General features: G+C 40.1%; 25 protein-coding genes. 17 read left to right on the top strand and 8 right to left on the bottom strand.

Going from position 1 to position 25,353, the window contains the following annotated elements; all coding sequences use genetic code 11:
* Positions 1–332: 332 nt before the first annotated feature.
* Positions 333–1,184 (bottom strand): beta-lactamase regulator AmpE, encoded by an 852-nt coding sequence (gene ampE / locus CWB80_RS02430; protein WP_138602190.1) that lies wholly within the window; start codon positions 1,182–1,184, stop codon positions 333–335.
* Positions 1,185–1,205: 21 nt separating this feature from the next.
* Positions 1,206–1,748: a 1,6-anhydro-N-acetylmuramyl-L-alanine amidase AmpD gene (gene ampD, locus CWB80_RS02425; protein ID WP_138602188.1), complete on the bottom strand. Its 543-nt coding sequence runs from the start codon at positions 1,746–1,748 to the stop codon at positions 1,206–1,208.
* Positions 1,749–1,935: 187 nt separating this feature from the next.
* Between ampD and nadC the strand changes: the two genes are divergently transcribed.
* The 8 genes from nadC to yacG all read left to right on the top strand — a co-directional run bounded on the left by nadC (position 1,936) and on the right by yacG (position 10,726).
* On the top strand, positions 1,936–2,784 hold the full coding sequence (gene nadC / locus CWB80_RS02420; protein ID WP_138602186.1) for a carboxylating nicotinate-nucleotide diphosphorylase: 849 nt from the start codon (positions 1,936–1,938) through the stop codon (positions 2,782–2,784).
* A 490-nt stretch (positions 2,785–3,274) separates the two neighbouring features.
* Complete coding sequence (locus tag CWB80_RS23070; RefSeq protein WP_138602184.1) at positions 3,275–3,703, top strand: pilin; 429 nt, start codon at positions 3,275–3,277, stop codon at positions 3,701–3,703.
* Between the two features lie 113 nt (positions 3,704–3,816).
* On the top strand, positions 3,817–5,721 hold the full coding sequence (locus tag CWB80_RS02410; protein ID WP_171041480.1) for a sulfatase-like hydrolase/transferase: 1,905 nt from the start codon (positions 3,817–3,819) through the stop codon (positions 5,719–5,721).
* A complete protein-coding gene (locus tag CWB80_RS02405) occupies positions 5,690–6,925 on the top strand; it encodes a type II secretion system F family protein (RefSeq protein ID WP_138602180.1) in 1,236 nt (411 codons plus the stop codon). Before CWB80_RS02410 ends, CWB80_RS02405 begins: the two co-directional genes overlap by 32 nt.
* Positions 6,926–7,048: 123 nt before the next feature.
* Positions 7,049–7,945 (top strand): prepilin peptidase, encoded by an 897-nt coding sequence (locus tag CWB80_RS02400; RefSeq protein WP_138602178.1) that lies wholly within the window; start codon positions 7,049–7,051, stop codon positions 7,943–7,945.
* A 2-nt stretch (positions 7,946–7,947) separates the two neighbouring features.
* Positions 7,948–8,544, top strand: a complete 597-nt coding sequence (gene coaE / locus CWB80_RS02395) for a dephospho-CoA kinase (RefSeq protein ID WP_138602176.1) — start codon at positions 7,948–7,950, stop codon at positions 8,542–8,544.
* A gap of 198 nt (positions 8,545–8,742) precedes the next feature.
* Positions 8,743–10,419: a type IV-A pilus assembly ATPase PilB gene (gene pilB / locus CWB80_RS02390; protein WP_138602174.1), complete on the top strand. Its 1,677-nt coding sequence runs from the start codon at positions 8,743–8,745 to the stop codon at positions 10,417–10,419.
* Positions 10,420–10,492: 73 nt separating this feature from the next.
* Positions 10,493–10,726 carry a DNA gyrase inhibitor YacG gene (yacG, locus tag CWB80_RS02385; RefSeq protein ID WP_054550981.1) on the top strand — a complete coding sequence of 78 codons (234 nt, stop codon included), beginning with the start codon at positions 10,493–10,495 and terminating at the stop codon, positions 10,724–10,726.
* A gap of 60 nt (positions 10,727–10,786) precedes the next feature.
* On the opposite strand, the gene CWB80_RS02380 is transcribed toward yacG, so the two are convergent.
* A complete protein-coding gene (locus CWB80_RS02380; RefSeq protein WP_138602172.1) occupies positions 10,787–11,314 on the bottom strand; it encodes a Spy/CpxP family protein refolding chaperone in 528 nt (175 codons plus the stop codon).
* Between the two features lie 171 nt (positions 11,315–11,485).
* On the opposite strand from CWB80_RS02380, the gene CWB80_RS02375 reads away from it, so the two are divergent.
* Genes CWB80_RS02375 through CWB80_RS02365 form a run of 3 tightly spaced genes read left to right on the top strand, consistent with a single transcriptional unit; the run spans position 11,486 to position 14,504 of the window.
* On the top strand, positions 11,486–12,175 hold the full coding sequence (locus CWB80_RS02375) for a response regulator (protein WP_054550979.1): 690 nt from the start codon (positions 11,486–11,488) through the stop codon (positions 12,173–12,175).
* Position 12,176: 1 nt separating this feature from the next.
* A complete protein-coding gene (locus CWB80_RS02370) occupies positions 12,177–13,559 on the top strand; it encodes an ATP-binding protein (RefSeq protein WP_138602170.1) in 1,383 nt (460 codons plus the stop codon).
* Positions 13,560–13,562: 3 nt separating this feature from the next.
* A complete protein-coding gene (locus CWB80_RS02365; protein ID WP_138602168.1) occupies positions 13,563–14,504 on the top strand; it encodes an alpha/beta fold hydrolase in 942 nt (313 codons plus the stop codon).
* Here the strand turns inward: CWB80_RS02365 and CWB80_RS02360 are convergent.
* Complete coding sequence (locus tag CWB80_RS02360; protein WP_138602166.1) at positions 14,483–15,391, bottom strand: cation diffusion facilitator family transporter; 909 nt, start codon at positions 15,389–15,391, stop codon at positions 14,483–14,485. The two genes, CWB80_RS02365 and CWB80_RS02360, sit on opposite strands and share 22 nt — an antisense overlap.
* 101 nt (positions 15,392–15,492) lie before the next feature.
* On the opposite strand from CWB80_RS02360, the gene trmL reads away from it, so the two are divergent.
* Positions 15,493–15,957, top strand: coding sequence for a tRNA (uridine(34)/cytosine(34)/5-carboxymethylaminomethyluridine(34)-2'-O)-methyltransferase TrmL (gene trmL / locus CWB80_RS02355; RefSeq protein WP_054550977.1), 465 nt, complete (start codon positions 15,493–15,495; stop codon positions 15,955–15,957).
* A gap of 102 nt (positions 15,958–16,059) precedes the next feature.
* Positions 16,060–17,946 carry a putative bifunctional diguanylate cyclase/phosphodiesterase gene (locus tag CWB80_RS02350; RefSeq protein WP_138602164.1) on the top strand — a complete coding sequence of 629 codons (1,887 nt, stop codon included), beginning with the start codon at positions 16,060–16,062 and terminating at the stop codon, positions 17,944–17,946.
* Positions 17,947–18,020: 74 nt separating this feature from the next.
* On the opposite strand, the gene gpsA is transcribed toward CWB80_RS02350, so the two are convergent.
* The 4 genes from gpsA to CWB80_RS02330 are packed head-to-tail and all read right to left on the bottom strand — an operon-like array spanning position 18,021 to position 20,278.
* On the bottom strand, positions 18,021–19,028 hold the full coding sequence (gpsA, locus tag CWB80_RS02345) for an NAD(P)H-dependent glycerol-3-phosphate dehydrogenase (protein ID WP_055022087.1): 1,008 nt from the start codon (positions 19,026–19,028) through the stop codon (positions 18,021–18,023).
* Positions 19,029–19,031: 3 nt separating this feature from the next.
* Positions 19,032–19,517 carry a protein-export chaperone SecB gene (secB, locus tag CWB80_RS02340; protein ID WP_054550974.1) on the bottom strand — a complete coding sequence of 162 codons (486 nt, stop codon included), beginning with the start codon at positions 19,515–19,517 and terminating at the stop codon, positions 19,032–19,034.
* A gap of 41 nt (positions 19,518–19,558) precedes the next feature.
* Positions 19,559–19,816, bottom strand: a complete 258-nt coding sequence (grxC, locus tag CWB80_RS02335; RefSeq protein WP_054550973.1) for a glutaredoxin 3 — start codon at positions 19,814–19,816, stop codon at positions 19,559–19,561.
* Positions 19,817–19,846: 30 nt separating this feature from the next.
* On the bottom strand, positions 19,847–20,278 hold the full coding sequence (locus CWB80_RS02330; protein ID WP_054562817.1) for a rhodanese-like domain-containing protein: 432 nt from the start codon (positions 20,276–20,278) through the stop codon (positions 19,847–19,849).
* Positions 20,279–20,470: 192 nt separating this feature from the next.
* On the opposite strand from CWB80_RS02330, the gene gpmM reads away from it, so the two are divergent.
* Genes gpmM through CWB80_RS02310 form a run of 4 tightly spaced genes read left to right on the top strand, consistent with a single transcriptional unit; the run spans position 20,471 to position 25,256 of the window.
* Complete coding sequence (gpmM, locus tag CWB80_RS02325) at positions 20,471–22,015, top strand: 2,3-bisphosphoglycerate-independent phosphoglycerate mutase (RefSeq protein ID WP_054550972.1); 1,545 nt, start codon at positions 20,471–20,473, stop codon at positions 22,013–22,015.
* 3 nt (positions 22,016–22,018) lie between these two features.
* Complete coding sequence (locus CWB80_RS02320) at positions 22,019–23,158, top strand: murein hydrolase activator EnvC family protein (protein ID WP_054550971.1); 1,140 nt, start codon at positions 22,019–22,021, stop codon at positions 23,156–23,158.
* 35 nt (positions 23,159–23,193) lie between these two features.
* Positions 23,194–24,462: a S41 family peptidase gene (locus CWB80_RS02315; protein ID WP_054550970.1), complete on the top strand. Its 1,269-nt coding sequence runs from the start codon at positions 23,194–23,196 to the stop codon at positions 24,460–24,462.
* 35 nt (positions 24,463–24,497) lie between these two features.
* Complete coding sequence (locus CWB80_RS02310) at positions 24,498–25,256, top strand: divergent polysaccharide deacetylase family protein (RefSeq protein ID WP_054550969.1); 759 nt, start codon at positions 24,498–24,500, stop codon at positions 25,254–25,256.
* Positions 25,257–25,353: the final 97 nt, after the last annotated feature.

The following is a 25,353-nucleotide window of genomic DNA, read 5'->3' as shown; positions in this document are numbered from 1 at the left end:
CGTTATCAAAAACCCGTATTTCTGTCAATTTCACTACGTTCAGCGCCTAGTTACACCCTAACGTAATTCGTCTAAAGATTAAACAGTATGGATTAAAGTGGCTTTTTCTGAAGGAAAAAACAATAAAAAATAAATGGTCAGACCAGATTGAGCAACAACAGCTTTTAGAGGTCAGGTTTTAGATGTTAGTTGAATTGAGTACTGAAAAATATTCGAAGTAGGATGCACTTCAGTGCTGAAAAAATCAGAACTCAATCGAAGTGCATTAGTAGAGCAATTAATGAATAAAGTTATACAACAAGCTTACTCTTTCAACTCGCTAACTTTACACACTACGCCAAACCACCAAATAAAGTAAGTGCTGCGATGATCACTAAAAAGAACAATACATTTCGTTTTACAAGCTTCATCATGCAAGTGGCTTCATAAGTACAACCGAAATGTTGTTGCTCTATTTGCTCAGCGGCAAGTGCGGTTTGCGTAACAACTTTGCGGTTACTCACTGAAAAGTCGAGCACATACTTCAGCCAACAACTGGTGCCTTTATTAAAGTTGCCAATCACTAAATAGCCAAAGCTTGCAACTCGTGCAGGTAACCAATCAAGCCAAAACAGTAAGCTATGGATCAGCTTAAAACGCTTAGCGTACGCCACTTTATGGTCGTCTCTGACTTTGTCAGCAAAGGTTCGAACTAGCGCATAAAGAACCGCGCCAGGCACACCTAAAACCACAAACCAAAAAATGACTGCGCAATAAAAGCGAAAGTTAAGCCAAGCTAAAGTCTGACCAAAAGTCTCACCTTGAGGCTCATCTTCAGTTTTCTTTTGCCCCATTTGTAATGCATATAAGGTAGCCGCTTCTTGATCGTTGCGGGTTAACGCATTTAAGTAAGACTTATATAAAGCACGTTGTTTAGCACAGCCAAAACATACCAGCAGCACAGCAACATTCACTGCCAGCTGCCAAATAATAAAATCAGAGAGTTGATAGACTAAACCTGCGGCAACGACAGGCAACATTAACCAAATCAAAAAGCCAATTGGCGAATTAAATAAGCCTTTTTCTGAGAGTTGTTTTTGCGAGTGTTTAAGATATCTATTGGCATAAAAACCGATTTGCCAATAATCTGCTCGAGCTCCTAAACGCTCAATCACCAAAGCAATAATTATTGAAATTAAGATCATGCCTTTACCTATATCCTTTAACTAAAACACTAAATCAAAATAGTATTGCCAATCAAAACTCGCACCTGGGTCAGTTTTTCTGCCCGGTGCAATATCACAATGGCCAACAATGCGCGAACGGTTTATCTCAGGGTACTTTGCCATCAACGCCTTAGTCACTAAGTGTAATGCATTATATTGGGCTTGGGTATACGCTTTGGTGTCTGTACCTTCAAGCTCAATGCCCACGCTAAAATCATTACAGCGCTCTCTACCTTCAAACTTTGAGATACCGGCGTGCCAAGCTCGTTTCTCAAAAGGCACGTACTGAATAACTTCACCGGTACGACGAATAAAGCAATGTGCAGACACTCTTAAGCCTTTTAAATCAGCAAAGCTTTCATGCGCCGTACAATCAATTGTTCCCATGAACAAATCATCAACATAAGGCGTTGCGAACTGCCCTGCAGGCAATGAAATATTATGAATAACAAGTAATGATACCTCGCCTTCTGGGCGTTCATCGTAATGTGTACAGGGCCTTTGTAACACATTGTTTAATTGGCCCAATTCATCTATATGCATATTAAAAACTAACGATGACAATAAAGTTAAATAGTGTAAAGGGTTAAAATCTCAGGGTCTAGTTGCTTTGTTTCAATCACTTAAAGTAACGGTGGGTATACTTTACTGTAGCCAATCTTTGTCTTCTATTGAGGGGTTAAACATAGTAAAATTTCGCCAATTTATTAATAAACAATGAGCTTTCGACATGTCAGTCCCACACACATTAATTAGCCAACTGGTAAAACTTGCCCTTGATGAAGATTTAAATTACCAAAGCGCAAATGACGGTGATATTACCGCGCAACTAATTCCAGAAAACGAGCGAGCCAATGCCAAGGTAATTACCCGTGAAGACTGCGTATTTTGTGGTAAAGACATTATTTTAGAAGTTTTTAACCAAGTCGATCCTACAGTAAACGTTGAAGTACTTGTAAATGACGGCGACAAAGTAGCAGCCAATAGCACGCTCTTCACCGCATCAGGCTCAGCTCGCGCAATTTTAACTGCTGAGCGCACTGCCCTTAACTTTGTACAAACACTCTCAGGTACAGCAACAACAACAGCTCATTATGTAAAAGAGCTTGAGGGTACAACGACGCAGCTACTCGATACGCGTAAAACAATTCCTGGCTTACGTGCGCTACAAAAATACGCTGTAAAATGTGGCGGCGGCGCGAATCATCGTATCGGTTTGTTTGATGCGTTTTTAATTAAAGAAAACCACATCGCTACCTGTGGCGGTATTGATAAAGCAGTAGCTCAAGCAAAAATCAATCACCCTACAAAACCAGTTGAGGTTGAGGTGGAGTCACTTGATGAGCTTGAGCAAGCAATCACAGCTGGTGCTGATATCATCATGCTTGATAACTTTACAGTCGAACAAATTCAACAAGCAGTCGTGCTGACAGACAAGCGAGCAAAGCTCGAAGTATCTGGCAACATGACACTCGAAACCTTAAAAACCTATTCGCAGGCTGGCGTTGACTTTATTTCAAGTGGCGCACTTACAAAAAATTTACAATCAATCGACCTTTCAATGCGTTTTAGTGCTTAAAAATAGCTAGCCACGTATTTAATGCTTACCTAATCCGTTGACAACGAAATAAAAAAAGCATTAAATACGTACAAAGCTTGTAATAGTAACAAAAAACAAACATTTATACGGCAAAATATCACTCTTTAGTATGTCTTCACCCTAGGCTATTACACACATTTTAGTTTCACTCTTCAAAGTATTAGCAAGGATGCCATATCAAACAGTGCAATAATTGAATTAGCTTGACCTGTCTCAAACTAAAGTAGGAAAGTTCTGAAAAAACCTCTAGCTAACAGGAAAATAGCTTTCAAAATCATTGAATAATGCTAAAGTTAATTAATGTTTTCAGAACATGGGAAGTTCTAAGAGTTTTATGTTATCAATCAAGCTTTATTAAAGAAGTTTTAATTAAAACTGTAAGATTTATCCTGTAAATTGAGCCTTGGTTTACAACGCTGAAGTTACAGCTAAACTTACAAAATCATCATATCCTTTAGGAGAGGAACAAATGACAAAACAAAACCAACAGGGTTTCACCCTAATTGAATTAATGATTGTAGTTGCAATCATCGGTATTTTGGCTGCAGTAGCACTTCCTGCTTATCAAGATTACACGAAACGCGCACACGTTAGTGAAGGTCTAAATTTAGCAGCTGCTGCAAAAGGTGCTGTAACTGAATATTACGTATCTGAAGGTGATTGGCCTAGCACTAACGATGAAGCAGGTTTACCTGCATCAGGAGCTATGACTGGCAATGCGGTTGACAGCGTTGAAATCACTGGTGATGGAACAATTGTAATCACTTATAATGAAAAAGTAACACAAGATGCGACACTTATTCTTGTACCAGGTATTCCATCTGGAGGTGGTACTATCTCATGGACATGTAATACAGGAACAGTTGACTCGAAATACAGACCTGCAAGCTGTCGTTAATAAATAACTAATAAGCGTAGGGTAACCCTGCGCTTTTCCCGTAAATTACTCCTATGCGTATACATTTTTTTATTTCTGCCCTTATATTCTTCTTTTTTCTTACAATATGCTTTTTGAATTACCCTTCTTTTGAATTTAAAGGAACTAATTTTAAAGATAAATTAGAAAGCTTAAGTCTTAGCCTCCCGCTCCTCGTTGATATAATTAAAGTAATATTAGGCTTACTACTGAGTATATTATTTTTCTCTATTATCGCTTACACAATTACACATAATCTAAAGGTGCTAGCAGGACATAACCTCTCACGCCTATCATCAGCTTCTCTAACCTGGGCTCTGCTGATAACTCTAACTTTAGGTATCACTAGCTACCAATTTCCTTATTTATTCTTCAGCCATGAAACTTGGGTAAGAGTTTATATCCAACTGCCTACTTTATGTATTTTAATACTATTACTACTATCGTCATTTTTTATAAAACAGAATAGGCTGCTTGCTTCTATGATACTAGTGTTCGGTATTTTTTCAGTGCCTATCAATTTAGAAAGTTCATCTCCTAAATTACCACTTAGAAATAAAAGCACATTTAAAAAAAAGAATGTTGTAATCATAGGAATTGATTCATTAAATACACGATTAATAAATAGTAAAAACACGCCTTTTATTAGCAGTTTCGTCAATACATCAATACATCTACCGAATACACATACACATGTAGCTAGAACCTTTCCTTCTTGGTTCACAATTCTGACAGGTAATTACCCAACAACGACCCAAGCGAGGTTAAACCTAACAAACTTAAATAACCTAAATCTTGAAAATACGCTCTCTTATATATTAAAAAAAGAAGGTTACACAACTTATTTTTCATTAGATGAAAGAAGGTTTAGTCATATAGATGAATCTTTTTACTTTGATAAAGTCATTGGGCCATCAGAAACAGTTAGTGAGCTATTAATTTGGCAACTGGTAGACAACCCCTTTTTAGCCGTTACCTCCCAGTTGCCTATTTTTACTTACTTCTTGCCACAACTGCAAAATAATAGAGGGGCGTGGAAAACATACTCCCCACCACGTTTCAATAAAGAGCTCGAAGAAGAAATAAAAAATACTGGCAAGCCAGTTTTTATTGCCGCTCATTTCACACTGCCCCATTGGCCCTATAAAACAAAGTTTAACACCACTGATAATAAAGATACGGTTAGCAAGTATTTAGATTCTGTCAAACTTGCAGACAAACAAGTTGAACGATTTCATTCTCACTTAAAGAGTGAAGGTATATTAGAAAATGCGCTAATTTTTATAATCACAGATCACGGTGAAAGCTTTGCTAGAAAAATAGACCAACCAGAGAATAGTAGCGATAAAATAAATATTGCAGGTCACGGTACTTCTATTATTTCTAGTTCACAATTTAATGTATTACTAAGCTTCAAAGAGTACAATAAAGGTGTGGAAATTCAACACACTCAACCAAATACCGACTTTAATTATGCATTAACAGATATTACTCCTACAATACTTGACCGTCTTAATATTAATTTGACAAGAACTTTAGATGGATCAAGCATATTTAAAGTCTCGCAAGAAAGGTTTTTGCCAATTGAAAGCTCGCTAAAGCCTAGTTTCAATGTTGATGGCACAATAGATTTAGCAAGTACTATCAAACAAGGGATTAGTTTTTATGAAGTAAATGAGCTAGGGAGAGCAGTTTTAAAAAATAAATTTTACCCACAATTAGTTAGCATAAAGCAGCGAGGAGTGATATTCGATAAGTGGCAATTATCTATATTCCCAGAGTTAGATCACGCAGCTTTCATTACAGATTTAGACAATAATTACCTCTATAACTTGAATGATTTTTACGATAAAGAAATAACATTTCTACTTTTAGAGAAGCTATGCTCTCTTTTTAGTGAAGATACATTTCAAGCTAAAGCAATGTACTGTAAAGAAAAACCTTATTTATTAGTAGATGGAAAAACACATGGCAAAGCAGCAGGAACGGGAACAGACTAGCTTAGACACCTTCCTATGGGTTGGTGTTAATGCTAGAGGTAAAAAACTTGAAGGTGAACTTTCTGGCCAAAGTATTGCCCTTATAAAAGCCCAACTCCGAAAACAAGGGATTACTCCTTCTAAGGTAAAACGTAAACCAAAACCGTTATTTGGCATTAAATCTGTTCAAAAAATTACGCCAAAAGATATCGCTTTAATTACACGACAGATTGCCACAATGCTGATGGCAGGTGTTCCCCTAATCCAAACTATTGAGATGATAGGGAGCGGTACAAAAAATAAAAGTATTACTAAATTAATGGAAGGCATAGGTGATGAAGTCAAAGCAGGTGTACCACTTTCTCAAGCGCTCCGTAAACACCCTCGCTATTTTGATGATTTATATTGTGACCTAGTTGCATCGGGCGAACAGTCGGGTGCCCTTGATAAAATTTTTGACCGTGTTGCGCTTTATAAAGAAAAGGCCGAAGCATTAAAATCGAAAATTAAAAAGGCCATGTTTTATCCTATTGCGGTTTTGGTGGTCGCAGTCATTGTAACTTCTATTCTACTTATATTTGTAGTGCCACAATTCCAAGATATCTTTAATGGCTTTGGTGCTGAGTTGCCGGGCTTTACGTTAATGGTGATTGGTATTTCCGAGTTCATGCAGGAATATTGGTGGATAATTCTAATTGCAATTATCGCCGCAGGTTTTGCTTATAAAGAAGCTTTATTAAAAAGTAAAAAACTCAGAGATGCTAACGATAGAGCCATATTAAAACTCCCCGTTATTGGTATGATTTTGAATAAAGCGGCGGTTGCGCGTTACGCTCGTACTTTATCAACTACGTTTGCTGCTGGTGTACCTCTGGTTGATGCACTTGACTCTGCTGCGGGTGCTTCTGGTAATGCGGTTTATCGCTATGCAATTTTAGAAATTAAAGCAGAAGTGAGCTCAGGTAATTTAATGAACTGGGCAATGCGTAACTCTAAAATATTCCCCGATATGGTGATCCAAATGGTAGCCATTGGTGAAGAGTCTGGCTCACTTGATGGCATGCTTGCTAAAGTCGCAACTATTTATGAGCAAGAGGTTGATGATGCCGTTGACGGTTTATCAAGCTTACTTGAGCCACTCATTATGGCTGTATTAGGTGTGCTGGTTGGTGGTTTAATTGTTGCTATGTACTTGCCTATATTCCAGTTAGGGTCGGTGATTTAACACATGGCTGTAAGCAAAACTCAAAACGCTAGTTGATAACTTGCTACATAAAATAAATAATAAAAACAGTTCAACACAGCGAAATAAATTCGGCCTCTAAATGGTCAGATGTTAGGTATTTTAATGGAAAACTTTTTTCTTGATATAACCACTGCGATGCAAAGTCAGCAGTGGTTTTATTTTTTAACTGTGGGCTTAGTAAGCCTATGTATTGGTAGCTTTTTAAATGTGGTGATTTATCGTTTACCACTGATGATGAAAAGAGAATGGCAAACTGAATGCCGTATTGTATTGGCCGATGAAGTCAGCTCAAAACAGCAAACAGAACAAGCTCCCTTTAATTTAGTAAAACCTAATTCAACCTGCCCAAAATGCAAGGCTCCGATTAAAGCTTGGCAAAATATCCCTGTTCTAAGTTGGCTATTATTAAAAGGTCGCTGCGCAAATTGTCAATCACCAATATCTGTACGCTACCCTATTGTGGAAATGCTCACAGCAGTTTTAAGCATAATTGTCGCTGTAATTTTTGGCCCAACTAAGCTTGCTCTGCTTTATATATTTATTACCTGGGTTTTAGTCGCTTTAACCTTTATCGATATAGATCACATGTTACTACCCGACCAACTAACCCTTCCTTTAGTATGGTTGGCACTGATTGCAGCCACTATGGATATTACCATTGCTCCAAGCGACGCTATTATTGGCGCAGCAATTGGCTACTTAAGCTTGTGGAGTGTCTACTGGCTATTCAAGTTAGCCACAGGTAAAGAGGGTATGGGATATGGCGACTTTAAACTATTAGCTGTGTTTGGTGCGCTATTAGGTTGGCAAGATATTTTAACCATAGTGCTGTTATCAAGTGTCGTTGGTGCCATCATCGGTATTGCGCAAATCATTATTCAAGGTAAAGATAAAACTACGCCAATTCCATTTGGGCCCTACCTTGCCATTGCCGGTTGGCTAACCTTGCTTTGGGGTGAGCAAATTCAAGCTTACTACTTTAATTATTTGAGCTACTGATTATGGCAAGCTGGATTTTAGGATTAACGGGTGGTATCGGATCAGGCAAAAGTGCAATAAGCGCCATGTTTAAAGAGCTTGGCATTCAAGTGGTTGATGCTGATATCGTGGCTAGAGAGGTCGTTGAGCCAGGTTCAACGGGACTTGTAAAAATTACTGAACACTTTGGTGATGAGATACTCACTACTGATGGCAGCCTTGATCGTGCAAAACTAAGAGCAATTATCTTTGCTGATGAATCACAAAAGCAATGGCTAAATAATTTATTGCATCCGCTTATTAGAGAGTCAATGCTCGCTCAATTACAGAAAGCCACCAGCCAATATGTGATATTAGTTGCGCCTCTACTTTTCGAAAATGGCTTAGATAAATTCTGTGATCATACTCTATTGATAGATGTTCCTGTTGAAGTGCAAATAACGAGAACCACAGCTCGAGACAATATCTCTGTTGAATTAGCTAAGCAAATCATCGCTTCACAAATGCCCAGAGCAGATAAGCAACAAAAAGCGACAGATACATTAGATAATAACCGCCTTCTTTCTGAGGTAAAAATTGATGTACAAAAGTTGCATGAGAAATACCTGACTTTAATTTAACGATATTATTGATTTAAATACTTATTTTTGTAAAAAAGCAGCCACAGAAAAACAATACCAAAGTACCAATTAACTAGCTAAACATTTGAGTTTATGGTTAATTTATTTTGCAATTTTTCCAAAATCAGACAAGACTGATGTAACCGTTTTACTTTTTCTGTTAGATTGTGGCAAATAAAGGATCAAACTAGGTGCGCAATGAATATTAACTCACCGCTACTTCGAAAATTTATCACTCTAGGTCGCATTGATGCAGAGACCGTAAAATCAAAGCAGCGCGAATACAGCTCGACTGCGGAGCTAATTTCTAAAACATGTGGTATGGCTGGCCATGAGCTAGCAGAGCAATGCACAGATCTTTTCAGAGTCCCTTATTTTGACATCAAAGATTTTGATGTATCACACATTTCTGAAGAACTTGTTAAAGACAAACTCATTCGTGAACACCACATTCTGCCTTTAGTAAAAAAAGGCCGTAAACTCTACATTGCCGCCTCTGATCCAACCGATTACGGAGCCTTTGAAAACTTTGAATTTAGTACTGGCCTTTCATGTGAAGTAGTTGTTGTTGATTACGTTCAGCTCGAAAATAAAATAGAACAATTACTTGATGCTGCAGGCGGTTTACACTTAAGTGAAGATGAGTTTAAAGAACTTGGCGATCTTGAAACCGAAGCTCCTAAAGACTTAACCAGCAAAGATGAAGACAAAGACGATGCGCCTATTATTGTCTACATCAATAAAATTTTGATGGATGCGATAAAAAAAGGTGCATCGGATCTACACTTTGAACCTTATGAACATCGTTACCGTGTACGTTTTCGTATCGATGGTATTTTGCATGAAATGGCAAGTCCACCCAATAGCTTAGCGAGCCGTTTGTCGGCGCGTATTAAGGTTATGTCTCGACTTGATATTGCAGAAAAGCGTAAACCTCAAGATGGTCGTATTAAGCTTAAAATCACTGAACGTAAAAGTATCGACTTCCGTGTAAGTACATTACCAACTCTTTGGGGCGAGAAAATAGTAATGCGTATTCTCGACTCATCAAGCGCTATGCTAGGTATCGATGTACTTGGTTATGAACCAGAGCAGAAAAAACTCTACATGGATGCACTTGAACAGCCGCAGGGCATGATCTTAGTAACCGGCCCAACAGGTTCTGGTAAAACCGTATCACTTTATACTGGTTTGAATATTCTTAACCAGCCAGAGCGTAATATCAGTACTGCCGAGGATCCAGTAGAAATCAACCTTGAAGGGATTAACCAAGTACAAATTAATCCAAAGGCAGACATGACCTTTGCTAATGCATTGAAGGCCTTCTTACGACAAGATCCCGATGTCGTAATGGTTGGTGAGATCCGTGACCTTGAAACCGCTGAAATTGCAATAAAAGCGGCGCAAACAGGTCACTTGGTATTATCAACTCTGCATACCAACTCAGCACCAGAAACTCTTACTCGTCTTTTAAATATGGGTGTTCCTGCTTATAACGTAGCAAGTTCAATCAGTCTTATTATTGCGCAGCGTCTAGCAAGACGACTTTGCCCTAAGTGTAAAACACCAGAAAAACTGCCTGATGAAGAATTGATTCGCCAAGGTTTTGATAAAGACAAACTCAATGAAGTTCAGCTATTCGCACCAAAAGGCTGTGACAGCTGTACTGAAGGGTATAAAGGTCGAGTTGGTATTTACGAGGTAATGCAAATTACCCCTGAAATAGCGCAAATTATTATGCGTGGTGGTAACTCACTCGAAATCGCTGAAGTATCTCTTCGCTCAGGCTTTAATGATCTACGTTTATCAGGCCTAAAAAAAGCCGCCGATGGTGTTACCTCTTTGGCAGAAATAAACCGAGTAACGAGTTTCTAAACAAATTCGTTACTGGATTCTCAACTAACTGTTCAGTAAGATCTGACGAAAGAGCTTAATTAAGAGTGATATCATGCCAACAGTTGTAGACTGCCCAACATGCAAAGCCAAAGTAGAATGGTCAGAACAAAGCCCACATCGTCCATTTTGTTCAAAACGCTGCCAGCTAATAGATTTAGGTGAGTGGTCGTTTGAGAACAATAAAATTTCTAGCCCAATTAGCAATGCTAATGATTTGAGCCAAGATATGATTGAAGATATCGAAGCGATGCTAGCTAAAAACGATGATTCATTCTTTAAAGAATAAAGCGTCAAATACAAAAAATGCGGCATTTGCCGCATTTTTTATATTAATAGTAATTTGGTATTAACCTTCAGAACGCTCACCTTTGCGCTCTCCGCGTGGACCATGGTGACCCTTTTTGTGACCTTTTTTACGCAGGTGCTTTTTAATCTCTTGATAGCTTTCGCGCTGTTCAGCATTTAAAACCTGCCAAATGGCATGATCAGATTTCATTTTTAGCATTGCAAACTGCTGGCCTTTTTCTTGACGCGCATTAATTAGTTCTAATGCGGCATTTTCATCAAATGTTTTAGCTGCTAATAATGCATCCATTTTCTCTTTGTGTGCAGTACGAGCGGCTTTCATTGCAACTTTATCACCACGCAGTGCTGCAAATTGTGTTTTCTGATCGGCAAAAATCGCTTTAAGTTGCGTTTGCTGATCTTCTGTAAGTTGTAATTTATCAATACCACGCTCAGAAAGTAAAAAACGTGCTTGTGGATTCATCCCACGGTTAAAGTCACCTTTCGCCATTGCTGAAGTAGCACCGACACTCGCTGCTGCTAAACCACAAACAAGTACGAATTTAGAAAGCTTATTTGAAATAGTCATAATCATTACCTTTTGTTGGGTTGTGCTCTGTTGTCGTTTCCGACTGATGGGTTAACTATAACTAATTCAATGCAAAGGAACGCAAACCAGTGTAAAGGTTGTGTAAAGATTCACTTTTACACAATTTACTGAGTAAAATAACCTTAAAGAAATAAATAGCTAGGTGTCAGAATGAAACTATTAATGATCGACGACGATACAGGATTGTGCGAATTACTCAGCGAGTACTTATCAGCACAAGGTTTTACAGTAGAGTGTGTTCATGATGGCGCTGAAGGCCTAAAACAAGCTATAAAGCATAACTATGAGCTAATATTGCTTGATGTGATGCTGCCATCTATGGATGGCTTTGAAGTGTTAAAGCAGTTAAGACAACATAAGCTTACTCCAGTGATCATGCTAACCGCTAAAGGTGAAGACTTTGATCGTATCTTTGGTTTAGAGCTAGGCGCAGATGATTATATTCCTAAGCCATTTAACCACAGAGAACTGCTAGCTCGCGTTAAAGCAATTACCCGTCGCATCGAACATATCAATAGCTTATCGAGCCAACAGGCCAGCTCATTGAGTGTTAACAGCATCAATGTTAATTTTGCAACGCGAGAAGCTTCTGTTAAAGACAATGTACTTAGTCTGACCGGCACTGAGTATGAGATCCTTGCCATGCTAGTACAACATGCCGGTGAAGTGATCAGCAAAGAACAAATAAGTGAGCAAGTCCTTGGTAGACGCCTTGCCCCTTTTGACCGTTCAATCGATATGCATGTCAGCAACATCCGTAAAAAGATTGCAGAACACGTTAGTAATGAACGGATCAAAACCATGCGCGGCAGTGGTTATGTATTAATACAAGGCGAATAATATGCAAACTCCAAGCTGGCTAAAGCATCCTCGCCATTATTTGTTTTTAAAAATATTTGCCTGGTTTTGGGTTACCGTCATAGCGACTATCACAATATTGGTTTTTTTAAGCCAATTAACAAGTAATGTCGGCAACGATGAGCTGCGTGGACCCATGCTTAAGAACCTAGAGTACACTGCTAAAAGTATTGAACGTATTGTTGCTAAGCACGGCAAACCAACTCAAGAGGTTTTATCTCATCCGCGCTTATCTAAGCATAAGTTATTGTACTTAAATGGTGAGGTGCATGGTGTTGAAATGCTTAGCGAGCCTGTATCCAAAGACATTGATTTAAGCTTGCTGAACTTTACCAAATATATGCGCCCGCAAATTATTTTTACCGATGAATACCAAGCTTATGGACCGGTAGCTTTAAATGTACCCGAAGGTAAATTTTATCTTTATGAAATCGATGAAAAACGCAAGAAACCGTTTTTTGTCAGCCTATGGCTAATGCCAGTTTGGCTTAAACTACTGATAGCGTTAGTTGCATCCTTGATGCTGAGTTTCTTCTTTAGCCGCAACTTAATTGCACCCATTAATAGTTTAAAAGAAACCGCAAAAAAACTAGCTCATGGCGATTTAACAGCTCGTGCCGATGTATCTCCTACTCGTCAAGATGAGTTAGGTGTACTTGGTCGTGACTTTAATACCATGGCGGTTCAACTTGAGCAGCTTATTAGCGCTCAAAAACGACTACTAGCAGATATTTCTCATGAACTACGTTCACCATTAACACGCTTAAAAATGGCTACAGGCCTTGCACAAATGCAAGCCGATGACGCCCAACAAACTTATTTAGAACGTATTGAAAAAGAAGCTAATCAGCTCGATAAAATGATTGCCGATGTCCTTCAAGTGTCTCGCTTAGAGGCCAAAAGCCAAACCCTAGCGTTGAGTACGCAGTCTTTACAAGTGATTGTTGATCATGTTCTCAACGATGCTCAATTTGAAGCCAAGCAAAACAATAAAGAGCTTATTGTCAATGGCACACTAACAGCCGATTTGAAGTGCGACGAAACCTTAATTGCCAGCGCACTTGAAAATGTACTACGTAATGCCATTAAATACGCAGAACATTCAATCTCAATAGGTTTAGTTGAATCAGATGCTATTTACATTACTGTTTGTGATGATGGTAAAGGGGTTGATGAAGCGAACCTTGCAAGGCTATGTGAACCTTTCTTCCGTCAGGAGCATGCTCGCGATAGAAACACTGGGGGCACAGGCTTAGGTCTTGCAATTGCAAAGAATGCTATCTCAGCACATGATGGTACACTAACACTTGAAAACCAAGAACATGGCGGACTATGCGTAAACATCCGTCTCCCAATTAAGAGTTAGTAAATGTTTTACAGTAGCGAAGCAAGTCTTGTTAGTAACCTACCTAATATTAACCAGTTTTTTTCTGAGCAATTACAGCAAGACTTTCTGAGCACCGCTCATGGCAAGCTTTATTATGGCTATGCTATTCCTCAGCAAGCTAAAACAGCAATCGTCATAAGTACTGGCCGTATAGAATCTCTAGTTAAGTACAAAGAGTTGCTTTGGGAGCTATATCAAAATGGTTTTGCGGTTTTTAGTGTTGATCACCAGGGGCAAGGTCGCTCTTATCGTCATTTAAAAAATACTCATAAAGGCTATGTAAACCGTTTTAATGATTACGCAAATGACTTTGCTGTATTTATAGAAAAAGTAGTGCAGCAACACTGGCAAGGAAAGCAGGTTTTGCTTGGCCACTCAATGGGCAGTGCCATTGCCTATGATTACCTATCGCGTTATCAACATCAATTTGTAGGGGCTTTTTTATCAGCGCCGATGTTTGATATCCATACCAAAGGCACGCCAAAACCTGTAGCAAAACTGGCTGCTAAAATTGCATCCTTACTTGGTCTTGGCCCCAGTTACGCATTTGGCCAAAGCGATTATTTACCCGTCGACTTTGCAGCTAATGAACTAACCAGTAGTGAAATTCGATATAAGCTGTTCAGAGAGCTGTATGCAGCAGAAGGTGATTTACAACTAGGTGGCGTCACCTATGGTTGGCTTAATGCGTCGTTTGATTTTATTGCCTCTTTAGTGGATAAAAAAGTCGATATTCCTTTGTTTATCGCCAGCGCAGAGCAAGATACCGTAGTCGATAACGCTGCGCAATTTGCACTTACTCATAGACAAAAGCAAGCACAACTAAAAACCTACGCAGGTGCTCGCCACGAGTTATTGTGTGAACGCGACGAGATCAGACAAGCAGTACTCTGTGATTTTTATCAATTTTGTGCTGAGCTTTGACGTGTTTTGTTAACTACTGAAAGTGGGTCTAAGTGCATTAAAATATCCATTTCGCAATCAAAATGCGTTTGAATTAATGCTTCGACTTCATCAGCAACTTGATGTGCTCTTAATAATGATAAAGAGTCTTCCAGCTCTAAATGCATCTGAATAAACTTAATTTTACCACCTTGGCGGGTGCGAATATCATGGGCGCCAAATACGTCTTGATGACTATTCACAATGGCGAGTATCTCTGCTTTTTCTTCATCTGGCAGCTCTTTATCCATTAAATGATCAGCACTGTCACGAGCAATGTCCCAACTGTTATAAAGTAAATAAACAGCCACACCAATAGCAAATAATGGATCGGCATAAGCAACACCGTACTTAGCTAACACAATTGCCAGTAGTACGGCCAAATTTAAGATTAAATCGCCTTTATAATGAATCGAGTCTGCTTTAATGGCGATTGATTCAGTGTGGTTGATCACCTTAGTTTGCACAAACACCACCACGAGCGTACAAACAATAGCGAAAATACTGACCCAAATACCAAGATCAGAATGCTTTAAAGTTACAGGATTAAATAAGCGCTCAATGCCATGAAACGCTAAAAAACAACCAGAACCTGCTATAAAAGCGGCTTGTGCAAGCCCTGCTAATGCTTCGGCTTTACCGTGACCAAAGCGATGATCGTCATCAGCAGGACGCAGTGCATAACCAAGCACTAAAAAACTCATCAGTGATGCGGTGATATCCATTAACGAATCAGTTAAAGAACCCAACATTGATGCCGAGCCAGATGCAAGCCATGCCCAGCTTTTTGCAGCAATCATTAAACTCACCATAACAATGGTGACTAGACTCGCTGTTTTAACCCAAAACTCGTAACTACGATGCTGCACAACAACTTACCTTAAGTGAGTAACTGTATTGAGTATATCATCTTTTCTTTCTAGTTCGTGTATACTCAGCAGCAGATCAAATCCTTTAAAATGAGATTCACATGCTTGATATTGTGTTGTACCAACCAGAAATTCCACCAAACACGGGTAATATCATTCGCTTATGCGCAAACACAGGTTATGCGTTACACCTAATTGAACCACTTGGTTTTGAGTGGGATGATAAACGTGTAAAGCGAGCTGGCCTTGATTATCATGAGTTTAGCCATGTACAGCGCCATGCCTCGTTTGAAGCATACCTTGAAAAGTGCCAACCAAAAAAAGTCTATGCTTGCACAACAAAGGGCAGCCAATTTCATCATCAAGCGCAATACCAACCCGGCGATTGTTTAGTGTTTGGGCCAGAAACGCGTGGCTTACCTGATGAACTCATTCAATCATTACCGAAAGAGCAACGTGTACGCATTCCAATGCAAAAAGACAGCCGTAGCATGAACTTATCTAACTCAGTGGCTGTATTTGTTTATGAATCTTGGCGTCAATTAGGGTTTGTGAACGGTCAATAATGCACTGAAAATGTGATTTAAAATTATCCACTAATTATTTAGCACGACCTTTTTTAATATACTAATCTAAAAGGGCTGATTTAATACTTTAGATGGAAAGTAATGCGTATTTTCACCCTAGTGTGCTGTATCATTTTACTGTTACAGCACTTTGCCAGTGCTGCAACAGTTTTCACTTCCAACCCACCGATTGCTTTAACAAGTTATGTTATCACCGCAGCACTTACCTTGTTATTACTCATTGCAGTAGTGATAATTATTAGTATTGCTCTACGGCGTAAAAAACAGAGATTGGTTTTTGTTGATGCGTTACTTTCAAAATCGAAAGACGCTGTCTGGGTTACTGATGATGAGTTCAATATCATTGAGGTTAATAGAACATTTAGCGAAATCTCAGGTTTTAGCGAGGATGATGTCATCGGTAAACGATTTAAAGCACATACATCTAATGGCCGTGACCAACAATTAGAAGCAATTATAAAGCAAGAGCTTATAGATGATGGCTATTGGTCTGGTGAAATTTGGAATGTCCGTAAAAATGGCAAACCCTACGCCCTTGATTTATCCATTACTAAAATTACGACTTCACGCTTTTTCAAAAAATCTGTTCGCTATGTCGGAGTATTTTCAGATATAACAGCCCGTAAGAATAACGAGCGCACGATGCTCAAGCTTACAACCAAAGATACTGTCACTGGTTTATCAAACCGCGCCATTTTTATAGAGTCGCTCGAAAAAGCGATTAAAGCCTGTAACGACACATACCCAAGCTTGCTAATCATATTTATCGACCTAGATAACTTCAAAAAAATAAACGACTCTTTGGGCCATACTGTTGGAGATGTTTTATTAAAAGAAGTTGCTTGCCGTCTTACTGGCGCACTCAACTCAGCTTTTACCATTGCAAGACTCGGCGCAGATGAATTCGCGATTCTTGTGCCGCCCTATCTCTATTCAGGTAAAACGGTATTCTTCGCCAAAAAGACCGCAGACATCGTGCTGCAGCAATTCAAAACCCCTTTTATGTTGGATGGTTTTGAGACTTCGCTATCTGCCTGTTGCGGCCTTGCTATCTATCCAGACAACGCCTACAACTGTGAATACTTAATGCGCAGCGCAACCAGTGCTTTGAATCATGCTAAGAAAATGGGCCATAATACATATCAATTTTTTGACAAAGACCGCCACACACTCGACCCAACCGAGTTAACCAAAGAAAGCGCTTTATTTAGAGCTATCAACAACAATGAGTTTGAGCTTTATTTTCAGCCTAAGTTTGATGTCCAGCATAATCAGTTATACGGCTTTGAAGCATTAGTTCGCTGGCCACAAGAAGATGGCAGTGTGATTAACCCCGATGAGTTCATTCCGCTGGCTGAACAAAATGGTGCCATTATTCCGCTTACCCAATTACTAATGGAACAACTACTTAATCAACTGGCACAGTGGCGAAAACAAAACATTTCGTTTGGTAATGTAGCTATTAATATTTCAGCCCTACACTTTCAACAAAGTAGTCTTATAGAAACACTCGTTGATAATTTGGCTAAATTTGACGTCCCAGCACATTGCTTAGAACTTGAGATCACAGAAAGCGCCATGATGGATAACCCTGAGTTTGCAGAGCAGCAAATGAAACGTATAAAATCACTAGGTGTACATATTGCACTAGATGATTTTGGAACCGGTCATTCATCACTCAGTTACTTAAAACGCTTTCCTATTGATACGCTAAAAGTTGACAAGTCATTCGTAAAAGACATCGATAAAAACGACCAAGATCGTAATATCACCGCCACCATAGTGCGACTAGCTAAATATTTAGATATTAATGTGGTCGCCGAAGGAGTAGAAACAGAAGAACAAGCCTACATGCTACATATTATGGGCTGTCATTTTCAACAAGGTTATTATTACTGTAAGCCATTAAAAGCTGAGCAAGTTAGCGAATTTATTAACGAAAAATTAAAGAAGCAACAATCAAGCTAATGATTAGAAATATACTTTAAATAAAAAACGCGATTAATAAATCGCGTTTTTTATTTAAAAGTGCACAATCTAAATTATTCAGATTTTTGCTCACGGCCAAGTAGTGCCATCGCAGCTTCTTTTACATCTTTATTTTCATAAAGTACTTGGTAAATTTGCTCCGTTATTGGCATTTCAATACCTGTGCGCTCAGCAAGTAAATACACTTCTTTGGTATTTCTATAGCCTTCAACAACCTGACCAATAGATTCAATCGCAGCTTCTACGCCTTCACCCTTGCCAAGAGCAAGGCCAAAGCGACGGTTACGAGATTGGTTATCTGTACAGGTTAAGATCAAGTCACCAAGGCCGGCCATACCCATAAAGGTATCTGAACGGGCACCTAATGCACAACCTAAACGGCATAGCTCAGCTAAACCGCGAGTGATTAAAGCAGTACGTGCGTTGGCACCAAAGCCAAAACCGTCAGACATACCTGCGCCAATCGCAATGACATTTTTAACTGCGCCACCAAGCTGTATACCAATAAAGTCATCATTGTTATACACCCTAAATGAGCGGCCACAGTGTAAAAGGTCAGCTAATTGCTTAGCAAAGTCTTTAGAAGTCGACGATACCGAAATAGCGGTTGGTAACCCCATTGCCATTTCTTTTGCAAACGTAGGTCCTGAAAGCACAGCCAGAGGAACATCATCTCCTAGCTCTTGTACCGCTACTTCTTGCAGTAAACGCCCTGTATTTGGCTCTAAACCTTTGGTAGCCCATGCAACTTCAGCACCTTCTGACAACCAAGGTTTGATTTTTTGCAGCGTGCCAGCAAAAGCATGGCTAGGTACAACAACCAAAATGATCTTGCTTGCTTTAACTGCCGTTTCTAAATCTGCTTCTAGTTGGAGGGTTTCAGGAAAGCTAACATCCGGAACATAACGTTGATTCTTTCGCTCAGCTGCAAGCGTAGCAACGTCATCGCTATTGCGGCCCCACAAAGTTACTGGGTGGCCATTTCTGGCAAAGCAAATAGCAAGGGCGGTGCCATAAGACCCCGCCCCTAATACTGTAACAGCTGATTGTGCTGTACTCATAGCTTATGCGTCTGCAGTTGCCTGTTGATCTTGAGCTGCACGTTGTTGCATGTATTGAGCAAATAGTGCGTCAAAGTTAACTGGCGCTAAGTTTAATTGTGGGAAAGTACCACGGTTAACTAGGTTTGATACTGCTTCACGTGCGTAAGGGAAAAGTACGTTCGGGCAGAAAGCACCTAACATGTGTGCAAGTTGAACTTCTTCAACTTCACCAATTGTGAAAATACCCGCTTGTTGAATTTCACATAGGAATGCAGTTTCTTCACCGATTGAAGCTGTTACTGTTAAAGCAAGAACAACTTCAAACACACCTTCTTCTAATTTGTTAGAACGAGTATCTAAGTCAAGCTTAACTTCAGGAGTCCACTCTTTTTGGAAAATAGCAGGTGAGTTAGGCGTCTCAAAAGAAACATCTTTAGTGTAGATGCGTTGGATTGAGAATTGAGCGCCGGCTTGTTCTGCTGCTGCGTTTTGATTTTCTTCGTTCATTGTAATTCCTAACTTGTATTCGTTTTTATATTTAAAATTTATTAAGCGTTAAGCTTTGCGTCTAAAAGGCCTTGCGCTTCAATTGCCATCATGTCGTCACAACCGCCGATATGTTCATCATTAATGAAAATTTGCGGAACTGTGTAACCACCATTTGCTTTGTCGATCATTTCATCACGACGCTCAGGGTGAACACCAATATCGATATTCGTGTAGTCTACACCTTTACTGTCTAATAACGCCAAAGCACGTTGGCAGAATGGACAGTATGCTTTTGTGTAAAGAACAACATTACTCATAATAATTCCTCTATCGGGCAGTGAGCCTTATTAACGACCGGTCGTTGTTGGTAAGCTAGCTGATTGCCAAGCGCCCATACCGCCCGCTAATACATAAACACGCTCAAAACCTGCTTTATGCATTGCAGTTGCGATACCTGAGGCAGTCATGCCCGTGGTACATACTAGTATAATGGGTTTAGTCTTAAACTTTTCAAGGCTTGAAAAATCAGATTGCTTTGCTTTTTCCGGATTTAAGTGAGTTGCGCCTGCAATACGGCCAGAGTTAAACTCTTTTTGTGCACGTATATCAATCACTTGACCATCATCACGGTTAATTAGCAAGGTAAGTTGCTGTGGGTTGATTTGACGGATAGCCGAAAATTTACTTTTAAACCAACTGCTGATCAGCATAGCGACTAATGCTAACCAGATAATGCTCAAAACCGGATGATTCGAGATAAATTCAATATATTGATCCATGCGTTTTCCACTAAGAAATTTAGATACCACAGCGCATAGCCATGGGTTAATTAAAATTTGCCACGCAAGTATACGTGCTTCAATTGAAAATGCTAGGGCGTGAAATATTTTAATATGACATATTGATAGCTGATCAAAACCATAAAACACGGTATGCTAGTGATATATAAGTGCCAATCATCAGGAGCTATAATGACAGAGCATAAAAAACCATTGGTATTAATGATCTTAGACGGTTGGGGATACCGTGAAGACACAGAAAGTAACGCCATACTTGCTGCTAATACCCCAGTACTCGACAACCTTTGGGCAACCCGCCCACATACATTAATTTCAGGTTCGGGACTTGATGTTGGTTTACCTGCAGGACAAATGGGTAACTCTGAAGTAGGTCACGTAAATTTAGGTGCTGGCCGAATCGTTTACCAAGATTTCACGCGTATCACTAAAGCCATTGAAGATGGTGAGTTCGATAGTAACCCTGCACTTGTTGATAATATCGATAAAGCTGTAAATGCAGGCAAAGCCGTGCATATCATGGGCCTTTTAAGCCCAGGTGGCGTTCATAGTCACGAAGACCACATTGTGGCAACAATCGAACTAGCTGCTAAGCGCGGGGCAAAAGAAGTTTACTTCCATGGTTTCTTAGACGGTCGAGACACGCCACCACGCAGTGCAAAAGCCTCAATTGAGCGTATCGAAGCTGTATTTGCTGAACTTGGTTGTGGCCGTTTAGCCACGCTTGTTGGTCGTTATTATGCAATGGACCGTGATAACCGTTGGAATCGTGTCGAGCTTGCTTATGATGTTATGGTGAGTGGCATTGCTGAATACAGCTACACTGACGGTGTAACCGCACTAGAAGCCGCTTATGCACGTGACGAGAACGACGAGTTCGTGGCTGCAACAACGGTTGTACCTGAAGGCCAAGCAGCTGCAGAGATCAATGACGGCGACACTGTTATCTTTGCTAACTTCAGAGCAGACCGAGCACGTGAAATGACTCGTGCCTTTGTTGATGCTGACTTCAGTGGTTTTGATAAGAAAAAATCACCTAAGTTAAGTGCATTTGTAATGATGACAGAGTACGCAGCAGACATTAAAGCGCCGATTGCGTTTGCTCCAGAGCCTTTAACAAATGTATTAGGCGAATGGTTAGAGAAACAAGGTAAAACTCAACTACGTATTTCTGAAACAGAAAAATACGCACACGTGACTTTTTTCTTTAGTGGTGGTCGTGAAGATGAATTTGTTGGTGAGACTCGCGAACTAATTCCATCACCACAAGTGGCAACCTACGATCTGCAACCAGAAATGAACTCTGAAATGCTGACCGATAAACTTGTTGAAGCAATCGCTAGCGGCAAATACGATGCCATCATCTGTAACTACCCTAACGGAGACATGGTAGGCCACTCAGGTGTATTTGAGGCTGCTGTGAAAGCATGTGAAGCAGTTGATCATTGTATTGGTCGTGTAGTTGCAGCACTTGAAGAACATGGTGGTGAAGCGCTTATTACTGCCGATCATGGTAATGCTGAACAAATGGCTAACCCAGCAACGGGCCAAGCACATACCGCACACACCAGTGAGCCAGTGCCATTTATCTATGTTGGCCGTGATGCAACACCACATGATGGTAAAACATTGAGTGACGTGGCTCCAACTATGCTTCACCTACTCGGCTTAGAGCAGCCAAGTGAAATGACTGGTAAACCAATCATGACACTGAAGTAAGCTATGAGTAAATGTATTAACCACTTCCTTAAAACTGGTTTAATACTGACTTCATTAGTAGCAACTACGGTTGTTGCTAATGAAGATCAAACCAAAAAAGACTTATCAGACATTCAATCAGCTTTACAAAAAACAGAGGCTGAGCTTAAAGGTCAACGCAAGTCCATTGCCCAAATGCGTAAAGATCTGCGCGCCCATGAGCTCGACATCGCCAAAAATGCCAAAGCATTAAACCTTGCCGCCCAATCTGTTAAAGAAAATGAGCAACAACAACGCGAACAACAAGCTAAAGCTGAGCAACTTAAAGCCCAGCAAGCACAACGCCAAACCTTATTAGCTGCACAACTAAAAAGCGCCTATATGGCGGGTAGTCATGACTACTCAAAGATGTTGCTTAACCAACAAGACACAGCCAAAATTGAGCGTACACTAAGTTATTATAATTACTTAAATAAAGCACGTATTGAGCAAATTGAAGAACTCAAAGCACTGCAGCAAGAAATTGCAGACAACCAAGCTGAGCTTGAAAAAACCAAACAACGTCTAGTTGCCTTATATGATGAGCAAAAAAGACGCCAGCAAGCTCTAGTCAATGCACAGCAAGAGCGTAAAACTAACCTCAATAAACTCCAGTCAGCGTTAAAAGAAACGAAGAGCTCAATTGATTACTTAAAAGAAAATGAGCAAACCCTGATCACCGCCATTGAAGAGCTTGAACAAGAGCGAAACGAAAAAGTTGAATTACTAGGCTTACAAAGTAGTAAGGGCAAACTCGACTGGCCAACCAAAGGAGCATTACGCCACCGCTTTGGACAACGCAAGCACGGCAACATAGATTGGAAAGGCGTACTAATCAGCGCCAAAGAAGGCAGTAATGTTAAAAGCGTACAGAACGGCCAAGTGGTTTACGCTGACTGGCTAAATGGCTTTGGCTGGGTTATCGCTATTGATCATGGCGATGGCTTTATGAGCTTATATGGTCACGCTCAAACCCTTCTTCGCGATGTTGGCGACCTTGTTAGAGAAGGCGAAACGATTGCTTTAGTCGGTCAAAGCGGCGGACAACCAGATCCTGGTCTATACTTTGAAATACGCCACAAAGGACGCGCAGTAAATCCTGTAAAATGGTGCAGACGCATTTAATTGATTAAATAGCTGCACTCTATGAGGAGCAGCTGATGCTAAACACAACTTACTCTTACAATGCTCATTTTTCCCCAGCTAAGTTTTTTACTCAGCTGTCTTTTCTATTACTTGTCAGCTTGCTATGCCTGATATTGCAATCGTTTCAGGCTGTTGCAAAACCCTCGTTACAATCACTACAGCATCAGCAACTAAACGAAATCCTATTTAATATTCATACGTATTATGTTGATGATCTGAAGCTACAAAACGCATTTGTAACTCAACCTGATAACTTACAAGTCGAAGCGTTATTCGAGCGCCTTGATCCATATTCAAAATATCTCGACGAAACTGAGCTCGATGCTATCTTCAGTAGCACTAATGGTAGATACACAGGACTCGGTATAGAAGTAAAAATTGAAGAGGGTCGAGTGTATATTGTTAACACTATTAATAACTCACCGGCAGCGCTTGCGGGTCTTCAGGTAAATGATGAAGTTATTGCGATTAATCAACAATCTATTTTAGACAAAAGTATCGAAGAAGTGGCTAAATTAATTCGCCAAAGCGGTCAAAGCGCTGTCGATGTCGCTGTAAAAAGAGAGAAAGATACTGAGCTAAATTTCTCGATAAAGCGCCAACAAATCAACTTACAAAGCGTTCATGGCCATTTAGCAGATACAGGCGTTGCGCTTATCAGTATCAACGCATTTAACAATCACACATTGCACGATGTTGCTCGAGAACTTGCAAAAATGCAGGTCACCAATAGCTTCCCTCTTTCAGGTTTAATTATTGATTTACGCGATAACCCTGGCGGTACATTACAAGGGGCGATTGAAGTTGCAGATCTGTTTTTAGATAACGGCACCATCGTATCCACCAAAGGTCGCTTTAATGAAGCTAATCAGAAGTTTAAAGCCCATAAAGGCGACATACTCAGTGGCGCTCCTATTGCCGTGCTAATTAACGAAAACTCAGCCTCTGCAGCTGAAATACTCGCAGCAGCACTGAGAGACAATCAACGAGCGGTGCTAATTGGCGAAACTTCATTTGGTAAAGGCTCAGTGCAATCATTGATACCTCTAGGTAACGGTAATACCGCATTAAAACTGACTACAGCACGTTATTACACACCTTTGGGTCAATCTATCGATGGGAAGGGGATCACTCCAGATGTGAGTATTAATCAAACAATGCTTTCAGAAATTGACCAAGGCGTTATAATAAAAAATATCCAAGAATTGGCGCTTTTTAGCTCACTTCTAGATAGACAAGACAAAAAGCAACTTACAGCAAAGCAGCTCGTTATTATGCAGTAAGTAAATGCTCACAACGGATATAATAATTACAAAAAGTGAACTTAAAAAAAGGCTTATTACTCGCCGTATGTTGCCTACCGCTATTCTGCCAAGCAAAGCAAATAGCCATAGTAATTGATGATATAGGCAACCATCAGCGCGATCTTGAAATATTAAACTTACCAGGGCAAGTGACCTTCTCGATCTTGCCCCATACCCCCTATTCACAAATATTTGCAGAGCGCGCCAGTAAAACCCACAAAGAGTTACTTTTACATGTACCAATGCAAGCGCTTGATAAAACTAAAGCACTTGGTCCTGGTGCGCTCACCGATACTATGAGTAAGTCAGAGTTACAAACAACCCTTGGCCATGCATTAGCCTCTTTACCACAAGTAAAAGGGGTCAATAATCACATGGGATCTGAGCTAACACAGCTTACCGAGCCAATGAAATGGACGATGGAAGTATTAAAGAAACGTGGTTTGTATTTCTTAGACAGCCGTACAACGAGTCAAAGTGAAGCACAAAATGTTGCTAACCTGTATGGTGTCGCAAATGTATCTCGCCATGTATTTCTTGATAACAATGTCACCCAAAGTCAGCTACAACACCAACTAGAAGAGCTAAAAACCAAAGCTCAACACTTCAACTACGCAATCGCCATTGCCCACCCCTACCCAGAGACCGTTGCTTTTCTACAACAAGCCCTCCCAGAACTACAACAGCAAGGCTTCGAACTTGTTCCCCTCTCACAACTAGTCGAAACAAAGTACATTCAACTAGCCAAAGCAGAGCAAAAACAAGGGGAATGAGTGTTATAAACGAGAGTTAGCGAGGGGAAAGTTGCAAGAGTAAAGTTTGGAAATCTGGCGTAGGTTGGGTAGAGCGAAGCGAAACCCAACAGCGTGG

It is taken from the genome of Pseudoalteromonas sp. S1650, from assembly GCF_005887195.1.
In the GTDB taxonomy this organism is placed as follows: Bacteria; Pseudomonadota; Gammaproteobacteria; order Enterobacterales; family Alteromonadaceae; genus Pseudoalteromonas; species Pseudoalteromonas simplex.
Note: the sequence above shows the minus strand (reverse complement) of the source record. Positions and strands in the feature narration are given on the sequence as shown.

Excerpts from the sequence above, each read along its gene's own strand:
- CWB80_RS02365 (WP_138602168.1), top strand. The coding sequence starts at position 13,563 with ATGTTTTACAGTAGCGAAGCAAGTCTTGTTAGTAACCTACCTAATATT.
- CWB80_RS02320 (WP_054550971.1), top strand. The coding sequence starts at position 22,019 with ATGAGTAAATGTATTAACCACTTCCTTAAAACTGGTTTAATACTGACT.
- pilB (WP_138602174.1), top strand. The coding sequence starts at position 8,743 with ATGAATATTAACTCACCGCTACTTCGAAAATTTATCACTCTAGGTCGC.
- gpsA (WP_055022087.1), bottom strand. The coding sequence starts at position 19,028 with ATGAGTACAGCACAATCAGCTGTTACAGTATTAGGGGCGGGGTCTTAT.
- coaE (WP_138602176.1), top strand. The coding sequence starts at position 7,948 with ATGGCAAGCTGGATTTTAGGATTAACGGGTGGTATCGGATCAGGCAAA.
- yacG (WP_054550981.1), top strand. The coding sequence starts at position 10,493 with ATGCCAACAGTTGTAGACTGCCCAACATGCAAAGCCAAAGTAGAATGG.
- trmL (WP_054550977.1), top strand. The coding sequence starts at position 15,493 with ATGCTTGATATTGTGTTGTACCAACCAGAAATTCCACCAAACACGGGT.
- CWB80_RS02405 (WP_138602180.1), top strand. The coding sequence starts at position 5,690 with ATGGCAAAGCAGCAGGAACGGGAACAGACTAGCTTAGACACCTTCCTA.
- CWB80_RS02370 (WP_138602170.1), top strand. The coding sequence starts at position 12,177 with ATGCAAACTCCAAGCTGGCTAAAGCATCCTCGCCATTATTTGTTTTTA.
- grxC (WP_054550973.1), bottom strand. The coding sequence starts at position 19,816 with ATGAGTAATGTTGTTCTTTACACAAAAGCATACTGTCCATTCTGCCAA.
- ampE (WP_138602190.1), bottom strand. The coding sequence starts at position 1,184 with ATGATCTTAATTTCAATAATTATTGCTTTGGTGATTGAGCGTTTAGGA.
- CWB80_RS02330 (WP_054562817.1), bottom strand. The coding sequence starts at position 20,278 with ATGGATCAATATATTGAATTTATCTCGAATCATCCGGTTTTGAGCATT.
- secB (WP_054550974.1), bottom strand. The coding sequence starts at position 19,517 with ATGAACGAAGAAAATCAAAACGCAGCAGCAGAACAAGCCGGCGCTCAA.
- CWB80_RS02315 (WP_054550970.1), top strand. The coding sequence starts at position 23,194 with ATGCTAAACACAACTTACTCTTACAATGCTCATTTTTCCCCAGCTAAG.
- CWB80_RS02350 (WP_138602164.1), top strand. The coding sequence starts at position 16,060 with ATGCGTATTTTCACCCTAGTGTGCTGTATCATTTTACTGTTACAGCAC.
- gpmM (WP_054550972.1), top strand. The coding sequence starts at position 20,471 with ATGACAGAGCATAAAAAACCATTGGTATTAATGATCTTAGACGGTTGG.
- CWB80_RS02375 (WP_054550979.1), top strand. The coding sequence starts at position 11,486 with ATGAAACTATTAATGATCGACGACGATACAGGATTGTGCGAATTACTC.
- CWB80_RS02400 (WP_138602178.1), top strand. The coding sequence starts at position 7,049 with ATGGAAAACTTTTTTCTTGATATAACCACTGCGATGCAAAGTCAGCAG.
- ampD (WP_138602188.1), bottom strand. The coding sequence starts at position 1,748 with ATGCATATAGATGAATTGGGCCAATTAAACAATGTGTTACAAAGGCCC.
- CWB80_RS02380 (WP_138602172.1), bottom strand. The coding sequence starts at position 11,314 with ATGACTATTTCAAATAAGCTTTCTAAATTCGTACTTGTTTGTGGTTTA.
- CWB80_RS23070 (WP_138602184.1), top strand. The coding sequence starts at position 3,275 with ATGACAAAACAAAACCAACAGGGTTTCACCCTAATTGAATTAATGATT.
- nadC (WP_138602186.1), top strand. The coding sequence starts at position 1,936 with ATGTCAGTCCCACACACATTAATTAGCCAACTGGTAAAACTTGCCCTT.